The following is a 23,670-nucleotide window of genomic DNA, read 5'->3' as shown; positions in this document are numbered from 1 at the left end:
AACACGCAAAGGGTCCATTCCCGTATCAGGGACGCAAAAACCTGGCATCGCTTTATTCCGTTACGCGGCCCGGCAAAGGCTCTGGGACGCGAAAACGGCATTTATGGTGGCGAAGTTTGCCATAAACCCGAGGTTTTGGCGCCTTTCCCAAGCGTCACGACCTTCCCAATGTGGGAGCGACCTTGCTCCCACAAGGGGAATTTGTGATCGTTCCCACGGAGCGATCAGGCACTCGCTAGGGTTCTACCTGCGTCCACTGCTTGTTGAGGCGTTTGTCGGAGATCGGCACCTTCGTCCCCAACTGCTGGGCGAACAGCGAAACCCGGTACTCCTCCAGCCACCAGCGATACAGCTCGAGCTGCGGATCGCGCTTGCCTTCCTGGGCATGTTTGGCGGCACGGGTCTGGTATTGCGTCCAGAGCCCGGCAAGCTCGCCGCTCCAGACCCGATCCTTCTGCACTTGCGCGCCCAGCTTCTCGAAACGCTGCTCGACCGCTTTCAGGTAACGCGGCAACTCCTTGAGCCAGAGCATCGGCGTTTCCCGGACGAAGCCCGGATACACCAGATGACTGAGCTGCTGCTTGATATCGTTAAGCGCCACCGCCTGAGCCAGGTCGATCTTGCCCTTGAAGCGCTTTTGCAGACCGTGCCAGAGCTTGAGGATTTCCAGAGTCAGGCGTGCCACCCGTTCGGCGTGCTCGGTCCAGCTGCCGCGCTTGCGCTCGGCCAGTGCCGCCAGCCCTGCGCCGTCACGGGGCAACGGGTCTTCACCGTCAAGAATGCAGCTGTCGAGGCTGGCCAGCAGAATGTCTTCGACCAGCGCATCAACCCGCCCCAGTTCGCGGTACAGCAGGCCCAGTTCGGTCAGGCCCGGCAACTTGCCGCGCAGGAACTTCGCCGGTTCGGCCAGTTGCTGCAGCAGCAGACGTTGCAAGGCGCGGCGGTGCTGGAATTCGGCTTCCGCCGGGGTAGAAAATCGCCCTTCCTTGACCGTACCGCCCTCTTCCACCAGCGCCGGATACACCGTCATCGACAGCCCGGCGATCTTCTGTTGGGTCTTTTCCGCCACCGGCGCAAAGACCTTGGCCTCCACCGGTTGCTGGCTTTTCGCACTTTGCGGCACCGCCAGTGCGGCCTGGCTGGCTTCGGCGAAACGTGCGGTCAGCTCGGCCAGATCCCGGCCCTCGCCGAGGAACTTGCCCTGGCCGTCGACGATTTCCAGGTTCATCCGCAGGTGGCTTTCAACCTGCTGCGCCGCTTCGGCCCAGGCTTCATCGCTGACCCGCGCACCGGTCATGCGCAGCAGTTCGCGACCCAGCGCTTGCGGCAACGAGCCTTCGGCGAAGGTCATGCGTTGCAGCGCGGCCTTGATGAAATCCGGCACCGGCACGAAGTTTTTTCGCAAAGCCTTGGGCAGGTTGCGCACCAGCGCGATGCACTTGGCCTCGATCAGTCCCGGCACCAGCCATTCCAGACGCTCCGGTGGCAGCATCGGCAACAGCGGCGCCGGCACACGCAGGGTCACGCCGTCACGCGGGTGATTCGGTTCGAAGTGGTAACTCAGCGCCAGTTCCAGATCGCCGATGTGCAGCGTGTCCGGGTAATGCTGGGCGGTGACTTCGCTGGCTTCGCGCGCCAGCACGTCCTCCTCGCGCATGATCAGCAGTTGCGGATCTTTCTGGCTGTTGACGCGGTACCAGCTATCGAACGTCGCGGTCTGGTGAATCTCCGCCGGCAAACGCGCGTCGTAGAACGCGTAGAGGGTTTCCTCGTCGGCCAGAATGTCCCGACGACGAGCCTTGGCTTCCAGTTCGTCGAGTTGTTCGAGCAATTGCTTGTTGGCAGTCAGGCATTTGGCCCGGGACTGAATCTCGCCGCGCACCAGGCCTTCGCGGATAAACAGCTCTCGCGAAACCACCGGATCCACCGGGCCGTAATGCACCGGCCGGCGACCGACCACGATCAGGCCAAACAGAGTGATCTGTTCGAACGCGACGACCTGGCCGCGCTTCTTCTCCCAGTGCGGTTCGAAGTGGTTCTTCTTGATCAGATGCCCGGCCAGCGGTTCGATCCAGTCGGCGTCGATCTTCGCCACCATCCGCGCGTAGAGCTTGGTGGTTTCCACCAGTTCGGCGGTCATCACCCACTGCGGGCGTTTCTTGCCGATACCCGATGACGGGTGAATCCAGAACCGCCGCTGACGGGCGCCAAGGTAATCGCCGTCCTCGGTTTTCTGACCAATCTGGCTGAGCAGGCCGACCAGCACCGCTTTGTGCAATTTCGGATAATCCGCCGGCTCTTTGTTCAGACTCAGCTGCAAGTCGCGGCAGATCAGGCTCAACTGACGGTGGGAATCGCGCCACTCGCGCAGGCGCAGGTAGTTGAGGAAATTCTTGCGGCACCAGTTGCGCAGCGGGCTGGCGGTCAGCGCCTGGCGCTGCTCTTCAAAACCGCGCCACAGATTGACCAGCCCGGCGAAGTCCGAATCGGCGTCCTTCCACTGAGCGTGGGCCTGGTCAGCGGCCTGCTGACGCTCCGGCGGACGCTCGCGCGGATCCTGAATCGACATGGCACTGGCGACGATCAGCACCTCCTGCAAGCTGCCAAGTTTCGCCGCTTCCAGCAGCATGCGGCCCATGCGCGGGTCCACCGGCAGACGCGCCAGCTGACGGCCGAGCGGGGTCAACTGACTGTTGCGATCCACCGCCGAGAGTTCTTGCAGCAGGTTGAAACCGTCGCTGATCGCCTTGCCGTCCGGCGGCTCGATGAACGGGAAATCGGTGATCTCACCGAGGCGCAGATGGAGCATCTGCAAAATCACCGCCGCGAGGTTGGTGCGCAGGATTTCCGGGTCGGTAAATTCCGGACGACCAAGGAAATCCTCTTCGCTGTACAGGCGCACGCAGATACCCGGCTCGACCCGGCCGCAGCGACCTTTACGCTGGTTGGCGCTGGCCTGGGAAATCGCTTCGATCGGCAGCCGCTGGACCTTGGCGCGATAGCTGTAGCGGCTGATGCGCGCGGTGCCGCTGTCGATCACATAACGGATTCCTGGCACGGTCAGCGAGGTTTCCGCAACGTTGGTCGCCAGCACCACACGACGCCCCGGATGGGACTGAAAGATCCGCTGCTGCTCGGCCGGCGACAGGCGCGCGTACAACGGCAGGATTTCGGTGTGTTTGAGCTGGGCCTTGCGCAGCATGTCGGCGGCGTCGCGAATCTCGCGCTCGCCGGGCAGGAACACCAGCACATCACCGGGACTGCGGCGCTCGCTGCGCTCATAGGCGGCGATTTCGTCGAGGGTGGCGAGAATCGCCTGATCCACGGTCAGGTCATCCTCGACGCGGTTGCCTTCTTCGTCCTGCTCCAGCGTCAGCGGGCGATACCAGGTTTCCACCGGGAAGGTGCGGCCGGACACTTCGACAATCGGCGCATCGTCGAAATGTTTGGAGAAGCGCTCCAGATCGATGGTCGCGGAGGTAATGATGACTTTCAGGTCCGGACGACGCGGCAGCAGGGTTTTCAGGTAACCGAGCAGGAAGTCGATGTTGAGGCTGCGTTCGTGGGCTTCGTCGACGATGATCGTGTCGTAGCGTTCGAGGTAGCGGTCGTTCTGGGTTTCCGCCAGCAGGATGCCGTCGGTCATCAGTTTGATCAGGGTGTTCGAATCGCTTTGGTCTTCGAAGCGCACCTGATAACCGACCAGCGCGCCCAGCGGTGTACCGAGTTCTTCGGCAACCCGGCTGGCCACGCTGCGCGCCGCGATCCGCCGAGGCTGGGTGTGTCCGATCAGGCCATGCTGGCCGCGACCGATCTCCAGGCAGATTTTCGGCAGCTGAGTGGTTTTACCCGAGCCGGTTTCACCGGCGATGATCAGCACCTGATGCTTTTCCAGGGCCTTCTTGATTTCGTCACGCTTGGCTGCAATCGGCAGGCTGTCGTCGTAACGGATCACCGGCAGGCTGGCCTTGCGTGCCAGCACCTGGTCGCAGGACGTCTGCATGCGCACCACCCACTGGGCCAGCTTGGCCTCGTCGGGTTTCTTGCGCAGCTCAAGCAACTGCCGCCGCAGCCGGTGGCGGTCGGCGAGCATGGCGTGATCGAGGTTTTTCAGCAGTTTGTCGATGGAGGGCGATTCGTCGGTCATCGGGTACGCAATTCGGTCGTCTAGTGGCGCAAGGACGCGATTGTCGCAGAAAAGCAGCTACAAGCGGCAAGCTACAAGCCGCAAGTTGAAAGCGGCGTTTGACTTGAGGCTTGTAGCTTGCTGCTTGCGGCTGCTTTATTCGTTATCCAGGCCTTTGCGCCGATACGGAAAGACATCAATGACTTTTCCCGCCCGAATCGCTTCCTGTAGCCCCTTCCAGTAATCGGCGTTGTACAACTCGCCATGCAACTGATCGAACAGCTTGCGCTGCGCTGCATCGGCAAACAGGAACGGCGGAAATTCCTCGGGAAACACATCCAGTGGCCCGATCGAATACCACGGTTCGGAGGCCATTTCGTCCTCCGGCGTACGCGGTGCCGGAATGTGGCGGAAGTTGGCTTCGGTGAGAAAGCAGATCTCGTCGTAGTCGTAGAACACCACCCGGCCATGGCGGGTGACGCCGAAGTTCTTCAGCAGCATGTCGCCGGGAAAGATGTTGGCCGCCGCCAGTTGCTTGATCGCCAGGCCGTAATCCTCCAGCGCTTCGCGCACCTGGGCTTCGTTGGCGTTATCCAGATAGAGATTAAGCGGCGTCATTCGGCGCTCGGTCCAGCAGTGGCGGATCAGCACGGTTTCGCCTTCCAGCGACACCGTGGACGGCGCGACTTCCAGCAGCTCCGCCAGGCACGCCGGCTCGAATTTGCTCAGGGGAAAACGAAAGTCGGCGAATTCCTGGGTATCGGCCATGCGCCCGACGCGGTCGACGCTTTTCACCAGTCGGTACTTCTCGATCACCGTGGCGCGGTCGACGTTTTTCGATGGGGAGAAACGGTCCTTGATGATCTTGAACACGGTGTTGAAGCCCGGCAGCGTGAACACGCTCATGACCATGCCGCGCACGCCCGGCGCCATGATGAACTGGTCATCGGTGTTGGCCAGGTGATTGATCAGGGCGCGGTAGAACTCCGATTTACCGTGCTTGTAGAAACCGATCGAGGTGTACAGCTCGGCGATGTGCTTGCCCGGCAGGATGCGTTTGAGGAAACCGATGAACTCCGCCGGCACCGGCACATCCACCATGAAATACGAACGGGTGAAGGAGAAGATGATCGACACCTCCGCTTCGTCGGTGATCAATGCGTCGATCTGAATCCCGCGCCCTTCGCGGTGCAGCAACGGAATCACCAACGGCCACTGATCGTCGTTGGTGTAGATGCGCCCCACCAGGTACGCGCCCTTGTTGCGGTACAGCACCGAGGAAAACAGCTCGACGCTCAGCTCCGGGTCCTTGCACACCCAGTCCGGCAGGTTCTCGCGCAGTTGCGCTTCCAGACGCAGCAAGTCGCCGGGCAAATCGGCGTAGGCCTCGCTGAAGCGGTAATCGGCAAAGATGCTCGCAAGCATGCCCGAGATCTGCCCTTGGGGCTTGTAGGTGCGGGTTTGCGCGGCCCGTGCCCGACGCAGGCTCGGGCGCGTGGTGTGGATGAACATGCAGCCGTCGCTGATCAGGTCGTGGCTGAACAGGCTGCAGAAAATCGAGTTGTACCAGGTCTCGGACAGCTCATCGTCGAAGCGCAGGTCGATGATGCTGATGTAGGCGCTTTTCACCAGTGGCCAGCAGGTGACATCCATCAAGGTGTCCGGCTCGAAGTACTCGCGCAGACGGGCGACGGTTTCACCGACCTTTTCTTCGTAGAGGTTGATCCGCGCCGCCGACGCGGTTTGCGTGTCCTGCCAGCGGGCCTGCTCGAAGCGCTCCCGGGCGCCGTCGGTGATCCGCCGGAAATGCTCGCGGTAATCGTCAAAGCCATCGAGGATCAGGCGGGCGATGTCGGTGGCTGGCCATTGCTGCGGCATAGATGAGACCTCTGCGGGAATTGGAGAATCTGTGCTCGAAGGCCTGAGCTTAGCCACGGAAGCAGGCGCAGGAGAAGCGCAATTTCGGCCAAATCCTCTTGCGGGTTGTACAACGACACAGTTTTTATCAAAGTTTTTTTAATCGACCGTTCGGTCAATAAACGTCCCTTCGGCTTCTCCCTATCGCTGAACGCCAGCCCGCGTTTCTTCTGGGTTTCGGATCCAACCCGGTAGCGACGTCTCTAATCCGCGCTTTTCCCGGCTAGTTCCTTCTCGTCCATCGCGTGCCATCCCGGTTAAAAATGGCCTTACCAAGATAGTGGCACTTTGATATACAGCCCGCCATCACCCGCCTTACAACAAGATCCTCGGTCCACGAGGACGACCTCTCCCCCAATCCCCAAGGAGCACATTGATGTCTATCCGGAATCTGCGCATAGGTTTGCGCGCCAGTTTGTGTTTTGCCGTTCTGGCCAGTCTGCTGGTGGTGGTCGGCCTGTTCGGTCTGGGCCAGATGAAAACCCTGCGCGAGAGCGCGGCGGTGATCGAGGAATCGTGGATGCCCAGCATCGAAAGCATCCATGACGCAGCGGCGAATATCGCCAGCATCCGTCTTGAATCCCTGCGCCTGATCACCAGCACCCAGATGGCCGTTCGCGAACGCAGCAAAGGCATTCTCACGGCGCAACGTCAGGAATTGCTCAAGCGCCTCGACGACCACAAGGCCCTGATCGCCAATGACCAGGAGCGAGCGATGCTGGAAGGTTTGAGCGCCGACACGGCCAAGTACCTGAGCATCCTCGACCAGATCATCAAACAGATCGATGCCGGACAAAACGAACAAGCCTACGCGCGCCTGACCACTGAACTGGCGCCCCAGGGCACGGTGCTCGACAAGACCCTTGAGCAAATGATCAGCCTCAATCAGCAAGGCGCGGATGCCGCCGCCAAGTCCGCGGCGGCGATGTACCAGCAGGCGCTGTGGATCGTCGCCGCGATCATCGTCATCGCCCTGATTGCCACGTTGTTGCTGGCCTGGTTGCTGACCCGCAGCATCATCACGCCGATCAATCAGGCGCTGAACGCGGCGCGGCAGATTGCCTCGGGAGACCTCAGCGGTCGCATCGACAGTGAGGGTCGTGATGAAGCGGCGCAATTGCTCACGGCGCTGGCGCAGATGCAGGGCAATCTGCGTTCGACCATTCGCGGCATCAGCGAGTCGGCCCAGCAACTGGCCTCCGCTGCCGAGGAAATGAGTTCGGTGATGGAACAAAGTACTCGCGGGTTGCAGCAGCAAAATGACCAGATCGAGCAGGCCGCCACGGCGGTCACCGAGATGAGCACGGCGGTCGATGAAGTCGCCGCCAATGCGGTATCCAGTGCCGAAGCCTCCGAAGCCTCGAACGAGGACAGCAAGCACGGGCATGTGCAGGTCAGCGAGACCATCAGTTCGATTCAGGAACTGGTCAGCGCGGTGCTGGGCGCGTCCGAACAGGCCGAGGGCCTTGCGACCCAGGCCCAGGACATCAGCAAGGTGCTGGAGGTGATTCGCGGCATCGCCGGGCAGACCAACCTGCTGGCCCTGAACGCTGCGATTGAAGCCGCGCGAGCCGGCGAGGCCGGACGTGGGTTTGCAGTGGTTGCCGATGAAGTCCGTTCGCTGGCCCAGCGCACGCAGAACTCCACCGAAGAAATCGAGCTGATGATCAGCAGCATTCAGCAAGGCACCAGTGCCACCGTCGGCGCCTTGCAAAACAGCGCCGAGCAGGCCAGCCATACCCTGCGTCGCGCCAACAGTGCCGGCCATGCACTGGAGAAAATCACCGCGTCGATTTCGCAGATCAACCAGCGCAACCTGGTAATCGCCAGCGCCGCCGAGCAACAGGCGCTGGTGGCTCGGGAGGTCGATCAGAACCTGGTGACCATCCGTGATCTGTCGACACAAACCGCAGCAGGTGCCACCCAGACCTCTGCCGCCAGTCAGGAACTGTCACGGCTGGCCGTCGACCTGAACGCACTGGTCACGCGCTTCGTGATCTGATCAGACAATTAAATGCCCGATTAGCGGTTGCCATCGCCGGGGCCCTCGGCAACACTCTCGTCCCGATCAAGGAAGGAGTGGCCCGTGAGCCCTGTCGATATTTTCCGCATGTTGTCGCTGGCTGCCATCTGGGGCGCGAGCTTCCTGTTCATGCGCATCATCGCTCCCGCGATCGGTACGGTTCCGACCGGATTCTTCCGCGTTTCAATCGCCACCGTCGGCTTGCTGGTGATCCTCGGGCTGATGCGCATCAGCTGGGATTTCAAAGGCAAGCTCAAGACTGTGATGTTGCTCGGCGTGATCAACTCCGGCGTGCCGGCGACGCTGTATTCGGTCGCCGCCCAGGTGCTGCCGGCCGGTTATTCGGCGATCTTCAATGCCACCACGCCATTGATGGGCGTGTTGATCGGCGGTTTGTTCTTCAGTGAAAAACTCACGCTGGCCAAACTCGCCGGGGTGTTCCTCGGCCTGCTCGGGGTGGGGGTGCTGACCCGCGCCGGCCCGGTCGCGTTCGATCTGCACTTGCTGATGGGCGCGGTGGCCTGCCTGCTCGCAACCACCTGTTATGGCTTCGCCGGGTTCCTCGCCCGACGCTGGCTGGATCAGGCCGGCGGCCTCGACAGTCGTCTGTCGGCGCTGGGCAGCATGCTCGGTGCAACCCTGTTTCTGTTGCCGCTGTTCGGTTACAGCGTCATCACTGCGCCGCCGGTGAGCTGGGGTGGCTGGAATGTCTGGCTGTCGCTGCTGGGCCTTGGGCTGGGCTGCACTGCGTTTGCCTACATCATTTACTTCCGCCTGCTGAGTTCCATCGGGCCGGTGAAATCGATGACCGTGACCTTCATGATTCCGCCATTCGGCGTGTTGTGGGGGGCGCTTTTTCTCGATGAGCCGCTGTCGATGGCCCACGTGTATGGCGGGGTATTGATCGCCATTGCGCTGTGGCTGGTGCTGAAACCCGCTGTGGTGAAGCCGGCAGAAGCCACCGCCCGCTGATTGGCAGATGCACAAAGGCCCGGGAGTTTCCTCCCGGGCCTTTTTCATGCGCGGCTGTTACGCCGATTTACGGAATACGAATACCAGACCGACGATGATCAGCAGCATCCCCAGCACGCTCAACGCCGCCAGGCGATTGCCAAAGATCAGGTAGTCCATCACCGCCGTCACGGCCGGCACCAGATAGAACAGGCTGGTGACATTGACCAGATTGCCCCGGGCGATCAGCCGGTACAGCAGCAACGTCGCCAGCACGGAAACCACCAGTCCCATCCACAGCACCGGCACAATGAAACCGGCGCTGTGCTCGAAGTGAAACGGCTGGAACGGCACGAAAATCCCGCACAGCAGCAGACCGGCCAGATACTGCACCGGCAGCGTGCCGAGGGGATTGTCGGTGATGCGCTTCTGCATGATCGAGCCGAAGGTCATGCTCGCCAGCGCCAGCAGCCCGAACAACATCCCCGCCAGCGACATTCCGGCCAGACCGATGCCCTGGTAAACCACCATGATCAGACCGGCCAGTCCCAACGCCAGCCCAAACATTCGGCTCGCCGAACGCTGCCGCTCCATGAGCACCACCGTCAGGATCGGTTGCACGCCCATGATGGTCGCCATCACCCCGGGCGTGACCTTCAGATCCAGCGCCAGCAGATAGAAGATCTGATAAGCCCCTAACAACACCACCCCGGTGGCCATCGCGTACAGCATCGGCTTGCCGCCCTTGGGCAACTTCAACTTGAGCAACGGCACCAGCAGCACCAGCCCGCACAGGGCAATCACAAACCGGATCAGCAGAAAGGCGAAGGGTGAAGCGTGGGCCAGCCCCCACTTGGAGAAGATCGCCCCGCTGCTCCACAGCAGAACGAACAGGCTCGTGGACGCCGCCGCGAGCGCGGACTTTTTCGAAAGGACAAACATGAATACCACCTGTAGTCAGGCAAATAGCCAACTCAGCCGAAGCTGAAATTCAGTAGGTTTTTTCAGGCGGGCACAGGGGTCAGCAGCAAACGCTGATCAGCCCGAAACACCAACGCCCGGCGGTGATACGACTGCGCACACCGGCGTGCTACTGACAGGTGGAGGGTAATGACTGATCTGCACAGGCTGCTGATTCCCGCACGGCACGACGCCAGCGTTGACCGCTGAATCGACTACCGCGTTGATGAGGGATGCAGGCATCTGGGCTGATCTTTTTTGAAGGGTTGGACAATGAGTCGTGCGACTCACGAGCGCCGACTATAACCAGCCCGCGACATGGATTGCAACGACTTGGACAAAGGGCCAGTAGCGACAGGCAGGAGGCAGGCGCATAGGCTCGTTTGCAATTGCAACGACCATAGTGGAGACGCCATGAAAACTGTCGCCGAGAACAAAGCGCCAGGCGCCAAATCGATGAGGGCCAAAGGAAAGCGCTCTGCTGGAGAATTATCTGAAAAGGAGTTACTCCGAATTAGAGAGGCATTGGCTAATCCAGCAGCGGAAGAGCCGGGAGGTGTTCTCGCCGGCGCATCCTTTACCTTCCCCGCATAAAAAAACCGCTCACAAGGAGCGGTTTTTTGTTTCTGCTTCCAGCCTCAACCAAACAGCCAATACCCCAGCAACGTCAACACCACCACCGCCAGCACCGGCCGCAGCACACGGTAGGCCTTCGGGTTGCGGCGTTTCCACTGTTTGACCGCACCACTGAACCTGTCGCTGAAGTTCTTGCTCCAGGCGTAAGCCTGGTTGATCCCGCCGACACGCTCGTCGTCGAGGTTCTGCGGTGCCGTGGCACGGCCCAGCCAGGCGCTGATGAAGCGGTTGATGCGGGTCATCAGGCGGCTGCTCAGCGGCCGCTCGATGTCGCAGAACAGGATGACGCGGGTCTGTTCGGTTTCGTTCTTGACCCAATGCACGTAGGTCTCGTCGAACATCACGTCTTCACCGTCGCGCCACGCGTAGACCTGACCGTCGACGAAGATTCGGCAATCGTCGGAGTTTGGCGTTGACAGACCCAGGTGATAACGCAGGGAGCCGGCGAACGGATCGCGGTGCGGGTTCAAATGGCTGCCGCCCGGCAACAGCGCGAACATCGCGCCTTTGACGTTGGGGATGGCACTGACCAACGCCACGGTTTTCGGGCACAGGGTTTCGGCCGATGGCAGCGGTTTGTCGTACCACTTGAGGTAGAAACGCTTCCAGCCTTTCTTGAAGAACGAGCCGAAACCGGCGTCGTTGTTCTTCTCGGCGGCACGAATATAACCCTCGTCGAACAGATGCATGGCTTCGTCGCGAATGGTTTCCCAGTTATCGCGCAACACGTCCAGCTCCGGAAACTTGCTGCGATCCAGATACGGCTTGGACGGCACGCCCGAGAACAGGTACATCAAGGCGTTATACGGGGCGAACAGCGCCGAGTGGTTGACGAACTGCCGCAGCACCGGCAAACGCGCCTTGCCGCGCAAATGCACGTAGAGGATGCTGCCCACAAACAGCAGCAACACCGACACCTTGGCGGCTAACGAAAAGGTCATCAACAACTCCTTGAAATAAGACAACGCCACGCCATGCCATTTACCCGAGATGGCGGCCGGCCATGATAAACACTACCGGCTCCGGGAAAAACCCGCCCGACCCAACATTCAGTGTTAAGAATTGCGCAACAAAGCACTTATTAACATAACGATCCTGAACCCTGGCTGACCTGAATCAACGCGCCCCCTTACTGCTGGTTCTCCTGATCGGTGAACAGATCACTGAACAGCATGCTCGACAGATAACGCTCACCGGAGTCGGGCAGCACCACCACAATGGTCTTGCCCTGCATTTCCGGGGTCTCCGCCAGACGCACCGCCACCGACATGGCCGCACCGCAGGAAATCCCGCACAGGATCCCCTCTTCCTGCATCAGGCGCAGGGCCATGGCCTTGGACTCGTCATCCGTCACCAGCTCGACCCGGTCAACCATCGACAGATCAAGGTTCTTCGGCACAAAACCGGCGCCGATGCCCTGAATCTTGTGCGGGCTCGGCTTGATCTCTTCACCCGCCAACGCCTGGGTAATCACCGGCGACGACACCGGTTCCACCGCCACCGACAGAATTGGTTTGCCCGCCGTATTCTTGATATACCGCGACACGCCGGTAATGGTTCCGCCGGTGCCGACGCCCGCCACCAGCACATCGATGGCGCCATCGGTGTCATTCCAGATTTCCGGGCCGGTGGTCTTTTCATGAATGGCCGGGTTGGCCGGGTTATCGAACTGGGCCGGCATGAAGTATTTGCCCGCGTCACTGGCTACGATTTCGTTGGCCTTTTCGATAGCGCCTTTCATGCCCTTGGCTGGCTCGGTCAGCACCAGCTCGGCGCCCAGCGCCTTGAGCACTTTGCGCCGCTCGATGCTCATCGAGGCCGGCATGGTCAGCAGCAACTTGTAGCCGCGCGCGGCCGCCACGAAGGCCAGGCCGATGCCGGTGTTGCCGGAGGTCGGCTCGACAATGGTCATGCCCGGCTTGAGTTTGCCGCTGCTTTCGGCGTCCCAGATCATGTTGGCGCCGATCCGGCACTTGACCGAGTAGCCCGGGTTGCGACCTTCGATCTTGGCCAGAATGGTCACGCCACGGGGCGCGATGCGGTTGATCTGCACCAGCGGCGTGTTGCCGATGGAATGGGCGTTGTCAGCAAAAATACGGCTCATGGCTGGGTCCTTGTGCAGCGTTGAATTCAGCTCTCCAAGGTAAGCCTGTTGCTCTTGTCAGTCCAGTCGGGCCGAACGTCTGCGCCAGGCGGCAGTCAATCGCTTTATACCGTTCGGAATTTGCTGCCATGAAGCGTCGCTACCGTTGGCCATTGTGGATTTTCGCCACTCTCGTTGTATTACTGGTCGCCCTGCACATCGCCCTGCCCTACCTCGTGCGCGACTATCTGAATGACAAGCTGGCCAACATGGGCGACTACCGCGGCCAGATCACCGACGTGGACCTGGCGCTCTGGCGCGGGGCCTACAAGATCAATGGCCTGAAAATCGTCAAGGCCGACGGCAAGGTGCCGGTGCCGTTCGTCGATGCGCCGGTTATCGACCTGTCTGTCAGTTGGCACTCGCTTTGGTACGACCATGCTGTCGTAGCACAGGTGAAATTCTTTAAACCTCAGGTGAACTTCGTCGATGGTGGTGCCAACAAGCAGAACTCCCAGACCGGTCAGGGCACCGACTGGCGTGAGCAACTGGGCAAACTGTTGCCTATCACGCTCGACGAAGTGCAGATCAGCGATGGGCGGATCAGCTTTCGCAACTTCAACTCCAAACCACCGGTAAACATGAATGCAACCAACGTCGACGCCAGCATTTACAACCTGACCAACGTGGTCGACAAGGAGGGCAAACGCGATGCTCGCTTCGAAGGCAAGGCTCTGCTGCTGGGGCATGCCCCGCTGGAAACCACAGCCACCTTCGACCCCTTGAGCAATTTCGAAGACTTCGAATTTCGCCTGCGGGCCCGCGACATCGAACTCAAGCGCATGAACGATTTCGCCTCGGCCTACGGCAAATTCGACTTCAACGCCGGCCACGGCGACGTGGTCATCGAAGCCGCCGCCAACAAGGGCCAGCTCAAGGGCTACATCAAACCGCTGCTGCGCGACGTGGACGTGTTCAACTGGCAGCAAGATGTCGAGAACAAGAACAAGGGGATCTTCCGCTCGATCTGGGAAGCACTGGTCGGCGGCACGGAAACCGTGCTGAAAAACCAGGGCAAAAACCAGTTTGCCACCCGAGTCGAACTCAGCGGCAGCGTGCACCAGCAAGATATCAACGCGTTCGAAGCGTTTTTGCAGATTTTGCGCAACGGATTCATCCAGGCCTTCAATGCCCGGTATGAACGGCCGAAGCCGGACGCGGGCTAAGTTTTACGGTTGACGATGTAACGCCCGTTAACCTCTGCCGCGATCAGTGCAGGCTTCTCTTGCAACGAATCCCAACCCAGACAGGCCAGGGCCAATGATCGCGGCACCGCTTCCCGACCATTACTGTAGCGACTGATGCTGCGGGCGCTGACACCCAATGCTTCGGCCGCCTCATTCAACGGTAGTCCGGTGCGAGCGCGCCAATCCATGAAAATCCGTGTGTTTTCGTCCGGTGCATTTTGCGCGAGCGCGTCCCGATACAAGGTATCGGCACCAATCTGGATATCCGGTTCCAGCCACTCCACGCTCCAGCCGTCGTCACCCAACTCAGCGGTTGCAAACACTTCAGCGTCCAGTAGCGGAGCGAGCCCCGGATAGGTTTGCAGATCGCGGCTCAAGTCCAGGTTCAGCCGTTGGCCATCAATAAAGGTCAGCGACAGGCAAGCATCGCCAACAGCCTGCACTGCGGCCAATCGTGGCCGCTTCATGGGTAACATCGTTTCCAGTCCTCCAGCAATTGCGTCTGATGGGCCGAAACCCACGCCAACGCTTCCTTGACGATCAGTGGCGGTGCCTTGCCCATCATGACCTCGACGGTTTCCAGGCTCAGCATCACATCCACTCCACCACCGGTCAGGTGAACATGGGGTGGCGGGTGATCCTTCTCGCGCAACTGAATGCGGTATTTTTCGCGAAATCGGTATTTGGTAGTCATGCCCGAAGGCTATCGCCAAATCGGCGATACCTGGAATACTGGCCTCGTGCCGAAACTGAGTCAACATGTGACGCCCCATTCAGAGACTGAATAAGCCGTCTGCGTTCACAGTCGACCGGGCCCCGCGTTATAGTCGGGCATCCGATTATTTCGCCCCCGCCCTGCCCGTTCAGGTCGGCGTTACCGTTCGAGGATTAGCAGATGAAGTTCGAAGGCACCCAGGCCTACGTCGCCACCGATGACCTGAAGCTGGCGGTCAACGCCGCCATCACCCTGGAGCGGCCGCTGCTGGTCAAGGGCGAACCGGGCACCGGCAAGACCATGCTCGCCGAGCAACTGGCCGAATCGTTCGGCGCGAAGCTGATCACCTGGCACATCAAGTCCACCACCAAGGCCCATCAGGGCCTGTACGAGTACGATGCGGTCAGCCGTCTGCGCGACTCGCAACTGGGCAATGAAAAAGTCCACGACGTACGCAACTACCTGAAGAAGGGCAAGCTCTGGGAAGCGTTCGAGTCCGAAGAGCGGGTCATTCTGCTGATCGACGAAATCGACAAGGCCGACATCGAGTTCCCCAACGACCTGTTGCAGGAACTCGACAAGATGGAGTTCTACGTTTACGAGATCGACGAGACCATCAAGGCCAAGAAACGTCCGATCATCATCATTACCTCCAACAACGAGAAAGAGCTGCCGGACGCCTTCCTGCGCCGCTGCTTCTTCCACTACATCGCCTTCCCCGACCGCACCACCCTGCAGAAAATCGTCGATGTTCACTACCCGGACATCAAGAAGGATCTGGTCAGCGAAGCGCTGGACGTGTTCTTCGACGTGCGCAAGGTGCCGGGCCTGAAGAAGAAGCCGTCGACCTCGGAACTGGTCGACTGGCTGAAACTGCTGATGGCCGACAATATTGGCGAAGCGGTGCTGCGCGAACGCGATCCGACCAAAGCCATCCCGCCGCTGGCCGGTGCGCTGGTGAAGAACGAACAGGACGTGCAACTGCTTGAGCGCCTGGCGTTCATGAGCCGTCGCGGCACCCGCTAAGAGGCTGACGCCATGTTGCTCAACCTGTTCAATGAAATGCGTGCAGCCAAGGTGCCGGTGTCGGTGCGTGAGCTGCTCGACCTGATCAACGCGCTGAAACAGCGCGTGACCTTCGCCGACATGGACGAGTTCTACTACTTGTCGCGGGCGATTCTGGTGAAGGACGAACGGCATTTCGACAAGTTCGACCGTGCGTTCGGCGCCTACTTCAATGGCCTGGAAAAGCTCGACGATCACTTGCAGGCGCTGATCCCCGAAGACTGGCTGCGCAAGGAATTCGAGCGTTCGCTGAGCGACGAGGAACGCGCGCAGATCCAGTCCCTCGGCGGTCTGGACAAGCTGATCGAAGAGTTCAAGAAACGTCTGGAAGAACAGAAGGAACGCCACGCCGGCGGCAACAAATGGATCGGCACCGGCGGCACCAGCCCGTTCGGCTCCGGTGGTTTCAACCCGGAAGGCATCCGGGTCGGCGATGCCGGCAAGCGCCAGGGCAAAGCGGTGAAAGTCTGGGATCAGCGCGAGTACAAGAACCTCGACGATTCCGTGGAGCTGGGCACCCGCAACATCAAGGTCGCCCTGCGTCGCCTGCGCAAATTCGCTCGTCAGGGCGCGGCGGAAGAGCTGGATATCGACGGCACCATCGACCACACCGCCAAGGACGCCGGCCTGCTGAACATCCAGATGCGCCCGGAACGGCGCAACACGGTGAAGCTGTTGCTGCTGTTCGACATCGGCGGCTCGATGGACGCCCACGTGAAGATCTGCGAGGAACTGTTCTCGGCCTGCAAGACCGAGTTCAAGCATCTGGAGTACTTCTACTTCCACAACTTCATTTATGAATCGGTGTGGAAGAACAACATGCGCCGCACCTCGGAGCGCACCTCGACCCAGGACCTGCTGCACAAGTACGGTGCCGACTACAAAGTGATCTTCATCGGTGACGCCGCAATGGCACCTTATGAAATCACCCAGGCCGGCGGCAGCGTCGAGCACTGGAACGAAGAGCCGGGTTACGTGTGGATGCAGCGCTTCATGGAGAAGTACAAGAAGCTTATCTGGATCAATCCGTACCCCAAAGATACGTGGGGTTACACCTCGTCGACCAACATCGTGCGGGATCTGATCGAGGACCAGATGTATCCGTTGACGTTGCGCGGGCTGGAAGAAGGGATGCGGTTTCTGTCCAAGTAATCCGCAATGGCTCCCCCGCCAGCGGCGGGGGAAACAATCAAAAGCGCTTCAGATATTCGACATGCTCCCGGTGTGCAACTTCTTGTACCACCGGGCGCAATCTGACCTTCGCCCCCGGCAGACACTGTGCCAGTCGAGCCAGCGCCAACGGCGTCAACGCGCCCAATCGCGGATAGCCGCCAATCGTCTGCCGATCATTGAGCAACACAATCGGCTGCCCGTCTGGCGGCACCTGCACCGCACCCAGCGGAATGCCCTCGGAAATCATCGGTTTGCCCTGATATTGCAACGCCGTCCCCAGCAAGCGAATGCCCATTCGGTCCGCACGACTGTCCAGCGTCCAGGCACGGTTGAAGGCATCGAACAGGCTCTGCCCGCTGAACTGACCGATCTGCGCGCCCAGCACCAGATCGAGCGGCGCGTCAAGGCGCAGGTCCGGTCGATGCTCCGCCGGGACTTCACGCACCAACAGGGTTTCGCCCTGATAACTCAGCGAAGCGCCCTTGGCCAGCGGCAAGCCAAAACCATCAAGGCCGCCAAGCTCCTCACGCACCACCGTAGCACTGCTGCCCAGCACTTTCGGCGCACTGAAACCGCCGGGCGCCGCCAGATAGGCCCGCGCGCCCAGCAACGGCTGAGTGAACTTAAAGGTCTGCCCTTTGCGCAGTTTGAAACTGCGCCACGGCGCCAACCCCTCACCGTCGATCTGCGCGCCAAGATCCGCGCCAGCCATTGCCAGCAGACAATCCTCTTGCGCCACCACCGTAAACCCGCCGAGGGTGATTTCGATCACCGGCAAGTCCAGGCCATTGCCCAGCAGCCAGTTGGCCCAGGCCATCGACCGCCAGTCCGCCGCGCCGCCCTGAGTCACGCCCAGATGGCGCACGCCAAACCGCCCGGCATCCTGCAACAGGCACAGCGGCGTACTCGCTTCAATCGTCAGTCGGCTCATGCCAGGGCCTCCAGAGGCGTGTCGTCACCGCCGAGGCGGATGAATTCGGCATGACTCACCGCTTCGAAACGCACGGTATCGCCGGGCTGCATGAGGCTGTAGCCATCGCGTTCACGGTCGAACAGTTTTGCCGGTGTGCGACCGATCAGATTCCAGCCACCGGGGGACAGCACCGGATACGCCGCTGTCTGCCGCTCGGCGATGCCGACGCTGCCGGCGGCGACTTTCTTGCGCGGGGTATTCAGACGTGGTGCTGCCAGAATTTCTTCCACCAGCCCCATGAACGCGAAACCCGGCGCAAAGCCTAGGGCGAACACCTGATATTCACGAGCACTGTGACGGCGGATCACTTCTTCCACCGCCAAACCGCTGCGTTGTGACAGCAGACTCAATTCCGGTCCGACGCTCAGGTCGTACCACACCGGTAGCACATGACACTGGCCGCCGGTGCGCGCGTTCGGCGACAGGTCGATCAGCGCTTCGGCGATCAACTCCCGCGCCTGATTCGGGCTCAACGCGGTCAGATCGTAATGCACCATCAACGTGGTGTACGACGGCACCAGATCGATCAAATGCTCGCCGAACACCGCGCGCAGCCGCTCGCTGGCGGCGAGCATCCACGGCATGTTGGCTTCGGCGATTTCATCGAACAGGCGCAGCATCAGGCAATCCAGTGCCACCACTTCCACTCGCGGATTCATGGCGCGCTCTGCTCGTTCAAAGCCTGACGAATGCGCTGCACGGCCGCCACAGAACTGGCGTTGTCGCCATGTACGCACAGCGTGTTGGCTTGCAGGTGCAGCGCGCTGCCGTCGCTGGCGGTGAGGTTGTCACCACGGGCGATGGTCAGCGCCTGCCCGATAATGGTTTCGGAATCGTGATGCACCGCGCCCGGCAGTTGTCGCGAAACCAGTCGGCCGGCGCTGTCGTAGGCGCGGTCGGCGAAGGCTTCGAACCACAGGCTCACGCCGTATTCGTCGCCAAGCTGTTGCGCGGCCGTGTTATCGCGGATGGCCATCAGCATCAGCGGCAGGCTGCGATCGTAAGCCGCGACGGCCTGGATCACCGCCCGCAACTGCGCCGGGTTGGCCATCATGTCGTTGTACATCGCGCCGTGGGGTTTGACGTAACTGACTTTGCCACCCTGGGCACGGCAAATGCCGTCGAGGGCGCCGATCTGGTAATGCAGGAGGTCTTGCAGCTCCTGGGCGGTGTAGGCCATGGAACGTCGGCCGAACCCCACCAGATCCTGATAGGCCGGATGCGCGCCGATCTGCACGCCGTGGCTCAGGGCCAGGCTGACGGTCTTGCGCATGATGCTCGGGTCGCCGGCGTGGAAACCGCAGGCAATGTTGGCGCAGTCGATGAAGGGCATGACTTCCGCATCCAGACCCATGGTCCAGCTGCCGAAGCTCTCGCCGATGTCACAGTTCAATAGCAGGCGGCTCACGGTGAACACTCCTGTAGTTCTTTTCTTTTTTTGCTGTGGGACAGGCAGTGTCCCGCAGGTTATCAGTTACTGCGCGTCCAGTTGTTTGCCACGGGTTTCCGGCAGGCTCAATGCCGCGAGGATCACCACGCCGTAGGACACTGCCGCAAAGGCACCGATGCCTACACTCAGCGGCACTTTCTGGCTGAGCAACCCGATCAACAGCGGGAACAACGCCGCCAGTGCCCGGCCGATGTTGTAGCAGAAGCCCTGCCCCGAGCCGCGAATCCGGGTCGGGAACAGTTCGGTGAGAAACGCTCCCATGCCACTGAAAATCCCCGAGGCGAAGAAGCCCAGCGGGAAACCCAACCACAGCATCACGCCATTGCTGACCGGTAATTGGGTGTAGAGCAGAACGATGGTGAACGAGCCGACCGCGAACAGGATGAAGTTCTTCTTGCGGCCCAACAGGTCGGTCAAATAGGCGCTGATCACATAACCGACGTAGGAACCGATGATCACCATCGCCAGATAACCGCCGGTGCCGAGTACGCTCAAGCCGCGTTCGTTCTTCAGAAAAGTCGGCAGCCAGGAGGTGATCGCGTAATAACCACCGAGGGCGCCGGTGGTCAGCAACGAGGCGCGAATTGTGGTGAAGAGCATGCCGGGGGCGAAGATCTCGTAGAACTTCGACGGGCTGTCCGGGGTTTGCTTGGCTTTGGCTTCGCGATAAATCTCCGGATCTTTCACCAGACGCCGGACAAAAATCACGAACACCGCCGGCACGATGCCGAGGATAAACAGTGCGCGCCAGGCATCCTCCGGCGGCAGTACCGAGAACAGCAGCGCATAGAGAATCGCCGTCAGCCCCCAACCCAGCGCCCAGCCGGATTGCACCATGCCCACCGCTTTGCCGCGATCCTTGGCGCGGATCACTTCACCGATCAGCACGGCGCCAGCCGTCCACTCGCCGCCGAAACCGAAGCCCATCAGTGTGCGGGCGATCAGCAGCTGTTCGTAGTTTTGAGCGAAGCCGCAGAGAAAAGTGAAGAAGGCAAACCACAGCACCGTCAGTTGCAGGGTGCGCACGCGGCCGATGCGGTCGGAGAGAATCCCCGCCACCCAGCCGCCGATGGCCGAAGCGATCAGGGTACTGGTGTGAATCAGGCCGGCTTCGCCGGTGGTGATGCCCCACATCGCGATCAGGGTCGGCACCACGAAGCTGAGCATCTGGGTGTCCATGCCGTCCAGACCGTAGCCGATCTTGCAGCTCCAGAAGGTCCGGCGCTCCTGCTGATTGATGTTGCGATACCAGTCGAACGGGCCGGGACGGGCCGCAGTCTTGGGGAGGTCGAGGGTGTCGGGCGCACTCATGGCATGTCTCCGCAGGCTTTTATTGGTCTTGTTCGAAGCTCCGACGACGCCTATCGTGGGAACCGGATGCGTCGATTCTTGGGTGCGTCACCCGGTCGCGTCCAACGAATAAAAACCCGCCCAAGACATAAGAAAAATTTGTTGCCATGAACCTGAAGTTTCTCGAAACCTTCGTCTGGGTCGCCCGGCTGAAAAGTTTTCGCCTGACCGCCGACAAGCTGTTCACCACCCAGGCTTCGATTTCCAGCCGGATCGCGGTGCTCGAAGGCGAGCTCGGGGTGAAGCTGTTCCTGCGTGATTCACGCGGCGTTAGTCTGACGCCCGAAGGTTTGAAAGTGCTGGATTATGCCGAGCAGATGCTCGACACGATGCAGGCGCTGAAGCAGTCGATCGAGACCCGATCGAGCAAGGTCGGCCGGGTACGTATCGGCGTGATGGACACGGTGATCCACACCTGGCTCAGCCCGCTGGTGGCGCAGATGACCGATCTGTACCCTCGGGTGGAAATCGAGCTGGTGGCGGATACCTCGCTGAACCTCTGCGATCAGCTGCAAAAAGGCTTTCTCGATTTGATCCTGCAAACCGACCTGGTGCGCCAGGAAAGCGTGCGCAGCCTGGAGCTGGCCAGCCACCCGATCGGCTGGATCGTCGCCAGCCATTCGATCTACAACCGCGACTACCAAAGCCTCGCCGACCTGGCGCAGGAACGGATCATCACCTACTCGAAAAACTCCCGGCCGCATCAGGACATTCTGGCGCTGATGCAGGCCCAGGGCGTGCTGGCGCCACGGTTGAACTGTGTGAATTCGGTATCGGCGATCACCCGTCTGTTGCGCGACGGCTTCGGTATTGGCGCGTTGCCGCCGGTACTGGTGGCCGAGGAACTGGCGCGAGGGGAATTGACCCTGCTTGACATCGAACAGCGTCCGCCGAACCTGCAGGTGGTGGTGTCGTGGCGGGTCGGCGTGGAATGGGTCGAGGAGATTGTGACGCTGTGTCAGCAGGTGCTGGAGGAATATGCGCGCAAGGTGGGCGAGAACTACGTCGTGCTCGCCCCTTGATCGTTCCCACGCTCTGCGTGGGAATGCAGCCCGGGACGCTCCGCGTCCCTCGCAAGCCCAGCGCGGAGTATCCGTTGAGGCTCAGAGCCCGCGCACATCCCGGTCTTCGATCGGCCGGCTCTGGCGCAGGCGCTTGCCGCCCAGCACCACCCAGTCGATCAGACGGAACAGGCATTCAAGGCCGAACGACAGCAACATCGCGCCGCTCATGCCCCAGATCATCGCTTCCGGCGTCAGCAGGATCTGGTAGCTGTAGCCATTCCAGGTTTCCTTGCGGATGTCCGGGTCGGCGGCCAGCACCACTTGCAGGAAGCGGATGTACCACGGGCCCTGCATCGCCTGGAATTGCTTGTCCAGCGCCAGCTGACGGTTGAGCAAGGTGCTCAGGCTGTCGGCATCGCTGCGAAACACCGGATCTTCGCTGGCTCGATAGTGGGCGACCAGCGCCTGGATATCACCCTTGAAAAACTGCTCGGCGGTGCCCTGGAAGCCGCGCAGACCGGTCTGCGCCTCGATCAGGTGCGCTTCGACCCGCTTGGCGTAATCGTTGATGAAGCCCGGCACCTGGACACCGATCAACAGGCCCGCCGCAAACAACACCAGCCGTAGATAACTGAGCAACATGGGGGTGCAATCCTTATTCGGTCGTGCCTTGGCTGACGCATTCGCCGCGTCGCCACAGGCTCCATTGGCCCGGTTCGTAGCGGGTCCAGGTTTCGTTTTCGGTCAAGGGTTCGGTGGCAATCACCGTGACCACGTCGTTGGGCGTGGTTTCGGCCTGGAAGTCGACAATCACATCGACGTCCTTGAGCCGTGCCGGACCAAACGGTGCGCGTCGGGTGATCTGCGCCAGTTTGGTCGAGCAATAGCAGAACAGCCAGTCGCCGTCGCTGAGCAAGCAGTTGAACACGCCTTTGCTGCGATATTCGGCGCAGGCCGCGACCAGATCCGGCAGCAGCACTTCTATATCGACCGGTTCCGGAAACGCTGCACGTACCCGATTGAGCAAATCGCAGAACGCCGCTTCGCTGTCGGTATCGCCGACCGGACGGTAGAAACTCTTGATCGGGGTGAAATCGGCGAGTTGACCGTTGTGCGCGAAGCACCAGTTGCGCCCCCACAGTTCGCGGACGAACGGGTGGGTGTTGGACAGGCAGACCTTGCCGACGTTGGCCTGACGGATATGGCCGATGACCACTTCGCTCTTGATCGGATAGCGCTGCACCAGATTGGCCACTTCCGATTCGCTGCTGGCCGCCGGGTCCTGGAACAGGCGCAACCCGCGCCCTTCGTAGAAGGCAATGCCCCAGCCGTCGCGATGTGGCCCGGTGCGACCACCGCGCTGCATCAGCCCGGTGAAGCTGAACACGATGTCGGTCGGCACGTTGGCACTCATGCCCAGTAATTCACACATGTGCGGACTCTCGTGATTACAGACGCGGCTCGACCCGCATGCGCTGCGGATTGCTCGGCACCGGCGGGCGACCGTAGCGGTCATCGCCGGCACCGCCGAACGGTTGATCGGCGTCGCGCTCGTCATCGGCACGGGCCGCTGCGCGGGCGGCTTCAGCCTGCTCCCGGCGGGCCTTGGAGGCGCGTTCGATCGGCAGGCGGATCAGCACGAAAATCAGGTACAGGCCGAATGCGATCATGGCGTACATGAGCAGTTCGGAGATCGCGCGCCAGGCGTTATTGCCGACCTTGAACGCCAGATCCAGCGCCGTGATGGCGATGGCCGGGGCGAATTTTTCCTTCACCGGGTCAATGATGGTCGGGCTGAACAGCAACACCGCCATCAACACACGCAGCGGCTCGCGCAGCCAGCGCCACATCCAGCGGGTCATGCGCATCCACACCAGCAGGCAGCCCACGGCGGCAAAGGCGTAAAGGCCCCAGGCGATCAGATAGTCGTTCTCGGTCATGGTGTCCATGGCAAGGCAGGCAAAGAGGCGCTTATAGTAACGACTTTTCGCACGTCA

21 protein-coding genes are annotated in these 23,670 nt (G+C 60.9%); 7 read left to right on the top strand and 14 right to left on the bottom strand.

Going from position 1 to position 23,670, the window contains the following annotated elements:
• Positions 1-235: 235 nt before the first annotated feature.
• Both hrpA and aceK read right to left on the bottom strand, forming a co-directional pair.
• The gene (gene hrpA, locus CAG25_RS12145) at positions 236-4,147 is read right to left on the bottom strand and encodes an ATP-dependent RNA helicase HrpA (RefSeq protein ID WP_085611587.1); all 3,912 of its coding nucleotides are present in this window, start codon (positions 4,145-4,147) and stop codon (positions 236-238) included.
• 135 nt (positions 4,148-4,282) lie between these two features.
• Positions 4,283-6,004, bottom strand: coding sequence for a bifunctional isocitrate dehydrogenase kinase/phosphatase (gene aceK, locus CAG25_RS12140; protein ID WP_011332949.1), 1,722 nt, complete (start codon positions 6,002-6,004; stop codon positions 4,283-4,285).
• 415 nt (positions 6,005-6,419) lie between these two features.
• Here aceK and CAG25_RS12135 point away from each other — a divergent pair, with 415 nt between their 5' ends.
• Together CAG25_RS12135 and CAG25_RS12130 are read left to right on the top strand one after the other, a co-directional pair.
• Entirely contained in the window at positions 6,420-8,045 is a 1,626-nt protein-coding gene (locus tag CAG25_RS12135; RefSeq protein ID WP_085611588.1) for a methyl-accepting chemotaxis protein, read from the top strand.
• 84 nt (positions 8,046-8,129) lie between these two features.
• Entirely contained in the window at positions 8,130-9,038 is a 909-nt protein-coding gene (locus CAG25_RS12130) for a DMT family transporter (RefSeq protein ID WP_085611589.1), read from the top strand.
• Positions 9,039-9,095: 57 nt separating this feature from the next.
• Here CAG25_RS12130 and CAG25_RS12125 read toward each other — a convergent pair whose 3' ends face one another.
• The gene (locus tag CAG25_RS12125) at positions 9,096-9,959 is read right to left on the bottom strand and encodes a DMT family transporter (protein WP_085611590.1); all 864 of its coding nucleotides are present in this window, start codon (positions 9,957-9,959) and stop codon (positions 9,096-9,098) included.
• 432 nt (positions 9,960-10,391) lie between these two features.
• Here CAG25_RS12125 and CAG25_RS28350 point away from each other — a divergent pair, with 432 nt between their 5' ends.
• Positions 10,392-10,571, top strand: a complete 180-nt coding sequence (locus tag CAG25_RS28350) for a hypothetical protein (protein ID WP_143492905.1) — start codon at positions 10,392-10,394, stop codon at positions 10,569-10,571.
• 44 nt (positions 10,572-10,615) lie between these two features.
• On the opposite strand, the gene CAG25_RS12120 is transcribed toward CAG25_RS28350, so the two are convergent.
• On the bottom strand, positions 10,616-11,554 hold the full coding sequence (locus tag CAG25_RS12120) for an aspartyl/asparaginyl beta-hydroxylase domain-containing protein (RefSeq protein WP_064594184.1): 939 nt from the start codon (positions 11,552-11,554) through the stop codon (positions 10,616-10,618).
• Between the two features lie 188 nt (positions 11,555-11,742).
• The gene (gene cysK, locus CAG25_RS12115) at positions 11,743-12,717 is read right to left on the bottom strand and encodes a cysteine synthase A (RefSeq protein ID WP_085605613.1); all 975 of its coding nucleotides are present in this window, start codon (positions 12,715-12,717) and stop codon (positions 11,743-11,745) included.
• Positions 12,718-12,845: 128 nt separating this feature from the next.
• Here cysK and CAG25_RS12110 point away from each other — a divergent pair, with 128 nt between their 5' ends.
• The gene (locus CAG25_RS12110) at positions 12,846-13,922 is read left to right on the top strand and encodes a DUF748 domain-containing protein (RefSeq protein ID WP_085611591.1); all 1,077 of its coding nucleotides are present in this window, start codon (positions 12,846-12,848) and stop codon (positions 13,920-13,922) included.
• Here the strand turns inward: CAG25_RS12110 and CAG25_RS12105 are convergent.
• Positions 13,919-14,419 (bottom strand): helix-turn-helix domain-containing protein, encoded by a 501-nt coding sequence (locus tag CAG25_RS12105; protein ID WP_085611592.1) that lies wholly within the window; start codon positions 14,417-14,419, stop codon positions 13,919-13,921. The two genes, CAG25_RS12110 and CAG25_RS12105, sit on opposite strands and share 4 nt — an antisense overlap.
• A complete protein-coding gene (locus tag CAG25_RS12100) occupies positions 14,407-14,637 on the bottom strand; it encodes a DUF4160 domain-containing protein (protein ID WP_064594177.1) in 231 nt (76 codons plus the stop codon). Before CAG25_RS12100 ends, CAG25_RS12105 begins: the two co-directional genes overlap by 13 nt.
• A gap of 201 nt (positions 14,638-14,838) precedes the next feature.
• Between CAG25_RS12100 and CAG25_RS12095 the strand changes: the two genes are divergently transcribed.
• Positions 14,839-15,684, top strand: coding sequence for a MoxR family ATPase (locus CAG25_RS12095; protein ID WP_007911294.1), 846 nt, complete (start codon positions 14,839-14,841; stop codon positions 15,682-15,684).
• 12 nt (positions 15,685-15,696) lie between these two features.
• Positions 15,697-16,875 carry a VWA domain-containing protein gene (locus CAG25_RS12090; protein ID WP_016771218.1) on the top strand — a complete coding sequence of 393 codons (1,179 nt, stop codon included), beginning with the start codon at positions 15,697-15,699 and terminating at the stop codon, positions 16,873-16,875.
• A 37-nt stretch (positions 16,876-16,912) separates the two neighbouring features.
• Here the strand turns inward: CAG25_RS12090 and CAG25_RS12085 are convergent, their stop codons facing one another.
• From CAG25_RS12085 to CAG25_RS12070, 4 genes are all read right to left on the bottom strand, one after another.
• On the bottom strand, positions 16,913-17,827 hold the full coding sequence (locus CAG25_RS12085) for a biotin-dependent carboxyltransferase family protein (RefSeq protein WP_085611593.1): 915 nt from the start codon (positions 17,825-17,827) through the stop codon (positions 16,913-16,915).
• Positions 17,824-18,528: an allophanate hydrolase subunit 1 gene (locus CAG25_RS12080; protein ID WP_085611594.1), complete on the bottom strand. Its 705-nt coding sequence runs from the start codon at positions 18,526-18,528 to the stop codon at positions 17,824-17,826. The genes CAG25_RS12085 and CAG25_RS12080 overlap by 4 nt, the downstream gene beginning before the upstream one ends.
• The gene (locus tag CAG25_RS12075; RefSeq protein ID WP_085611658.1) at positions 18,525-19,277 is read right to left on the bottom strand and encodes a 5-oxoprolinase subunit PxpA; all 753 of its coding nucleotides are present in this window, start codon (positions 19,275-19,277) and stop codon (positions 18,525-18,527) included. The genes CAG25_RS12080 and CAG25_RS12075 overlap by 4 nt, the downstream gene beginning before the upstream one ends.
• A 66-nt stretch (positions 19,278-19,343) precedes the next feature.
• Positions 19,344-20,630, bottom strand: a complete 1,287-nt coding sequence (locus CAG25_RS12070) for an MFS transporter (protein WP_064594172.1) — start codon at positions 20,628-20,630, stop codon at positions 19,344-19,346.
• Positions 20,631-20,776: 146 nt separating this feature from the next.
• Here CAG25_RS12070 and CAG25_RS12065 point away from each other — a divergent pair, with 146 nt between their 5' ends.
• Positions 20,777-21,691, top strand: a complete 915-nt coding sequence (locus CAG25_RS12065; RefSeq protein WP_085611595.1) for a LysR family transcriptional regulator — start codon at positions 20,777-20,779, stop codon at positions 21,689-21,691.
• Positions 21,692-21,772: 81 nt separating this feature from the next.
• Here the strand turns inward: CAG25_RS12065 and CAG25_RS12060 are convergent, their stop codons facing one another.
• The 3 genes from CAG25_RS12060 to CAG25_RS12050 are packed head-to-tail and all read right to left on the bottom strand — an operon-like array spanning position 21,773 to position 23,622.
• The gene (locus tag CAG25_RS12060; RefSeq protein WP_011332934.1) at positions 21,773-22,315 is read right to left on the bottom strand and encodes a DUF2937 family protein; all 543 of its coding nucleotides are present in this window, start codon (positions 22,313-22,315) and stop codon (positions 21,773-21,775) included.
• 13 nt (positions 22,316-22,328) lie between these two features.
• The gene (locus tag CAG25_RS12055) at positions 22,329-23,105 is read right to left on the bottom strand and encodes a class II glutamine amidotransferase (RefSeq protein ID WP_025110635.1); all 777 of its coding nucleotides are present in this window, start codon (positions 23,103-23,105) and stop codon (positions 22,329-22,331) included.
• 16 nt (positions 23,106-23,121) lie between these two features.
• Complete coding sequence (locus CAG25_RS12050; protein WP_039772625.1) at positions 23,122-23,622, bottom strand: hypothetical protein; 501 nt, start codon at positions 23,620-23,622, stop codon at positions 23,122-23,124.
• Positions 23,623-23,670 lie beyond the last annotated feature (48 nt).

This window comes from Pseudomonas sp. B16(2017), from assembly GCF_002113205.1.
Lineage (GTDB): Bacteria > Pseudomonadota > Gammaproteobacteria > Pseudomonadales > Pseudomonadaceae > Aquipseudomonas > Aquipseudomonas pharyngis.
This window is presented reverse-complemented; position numbering and strand designations above follow the sequence as displayed.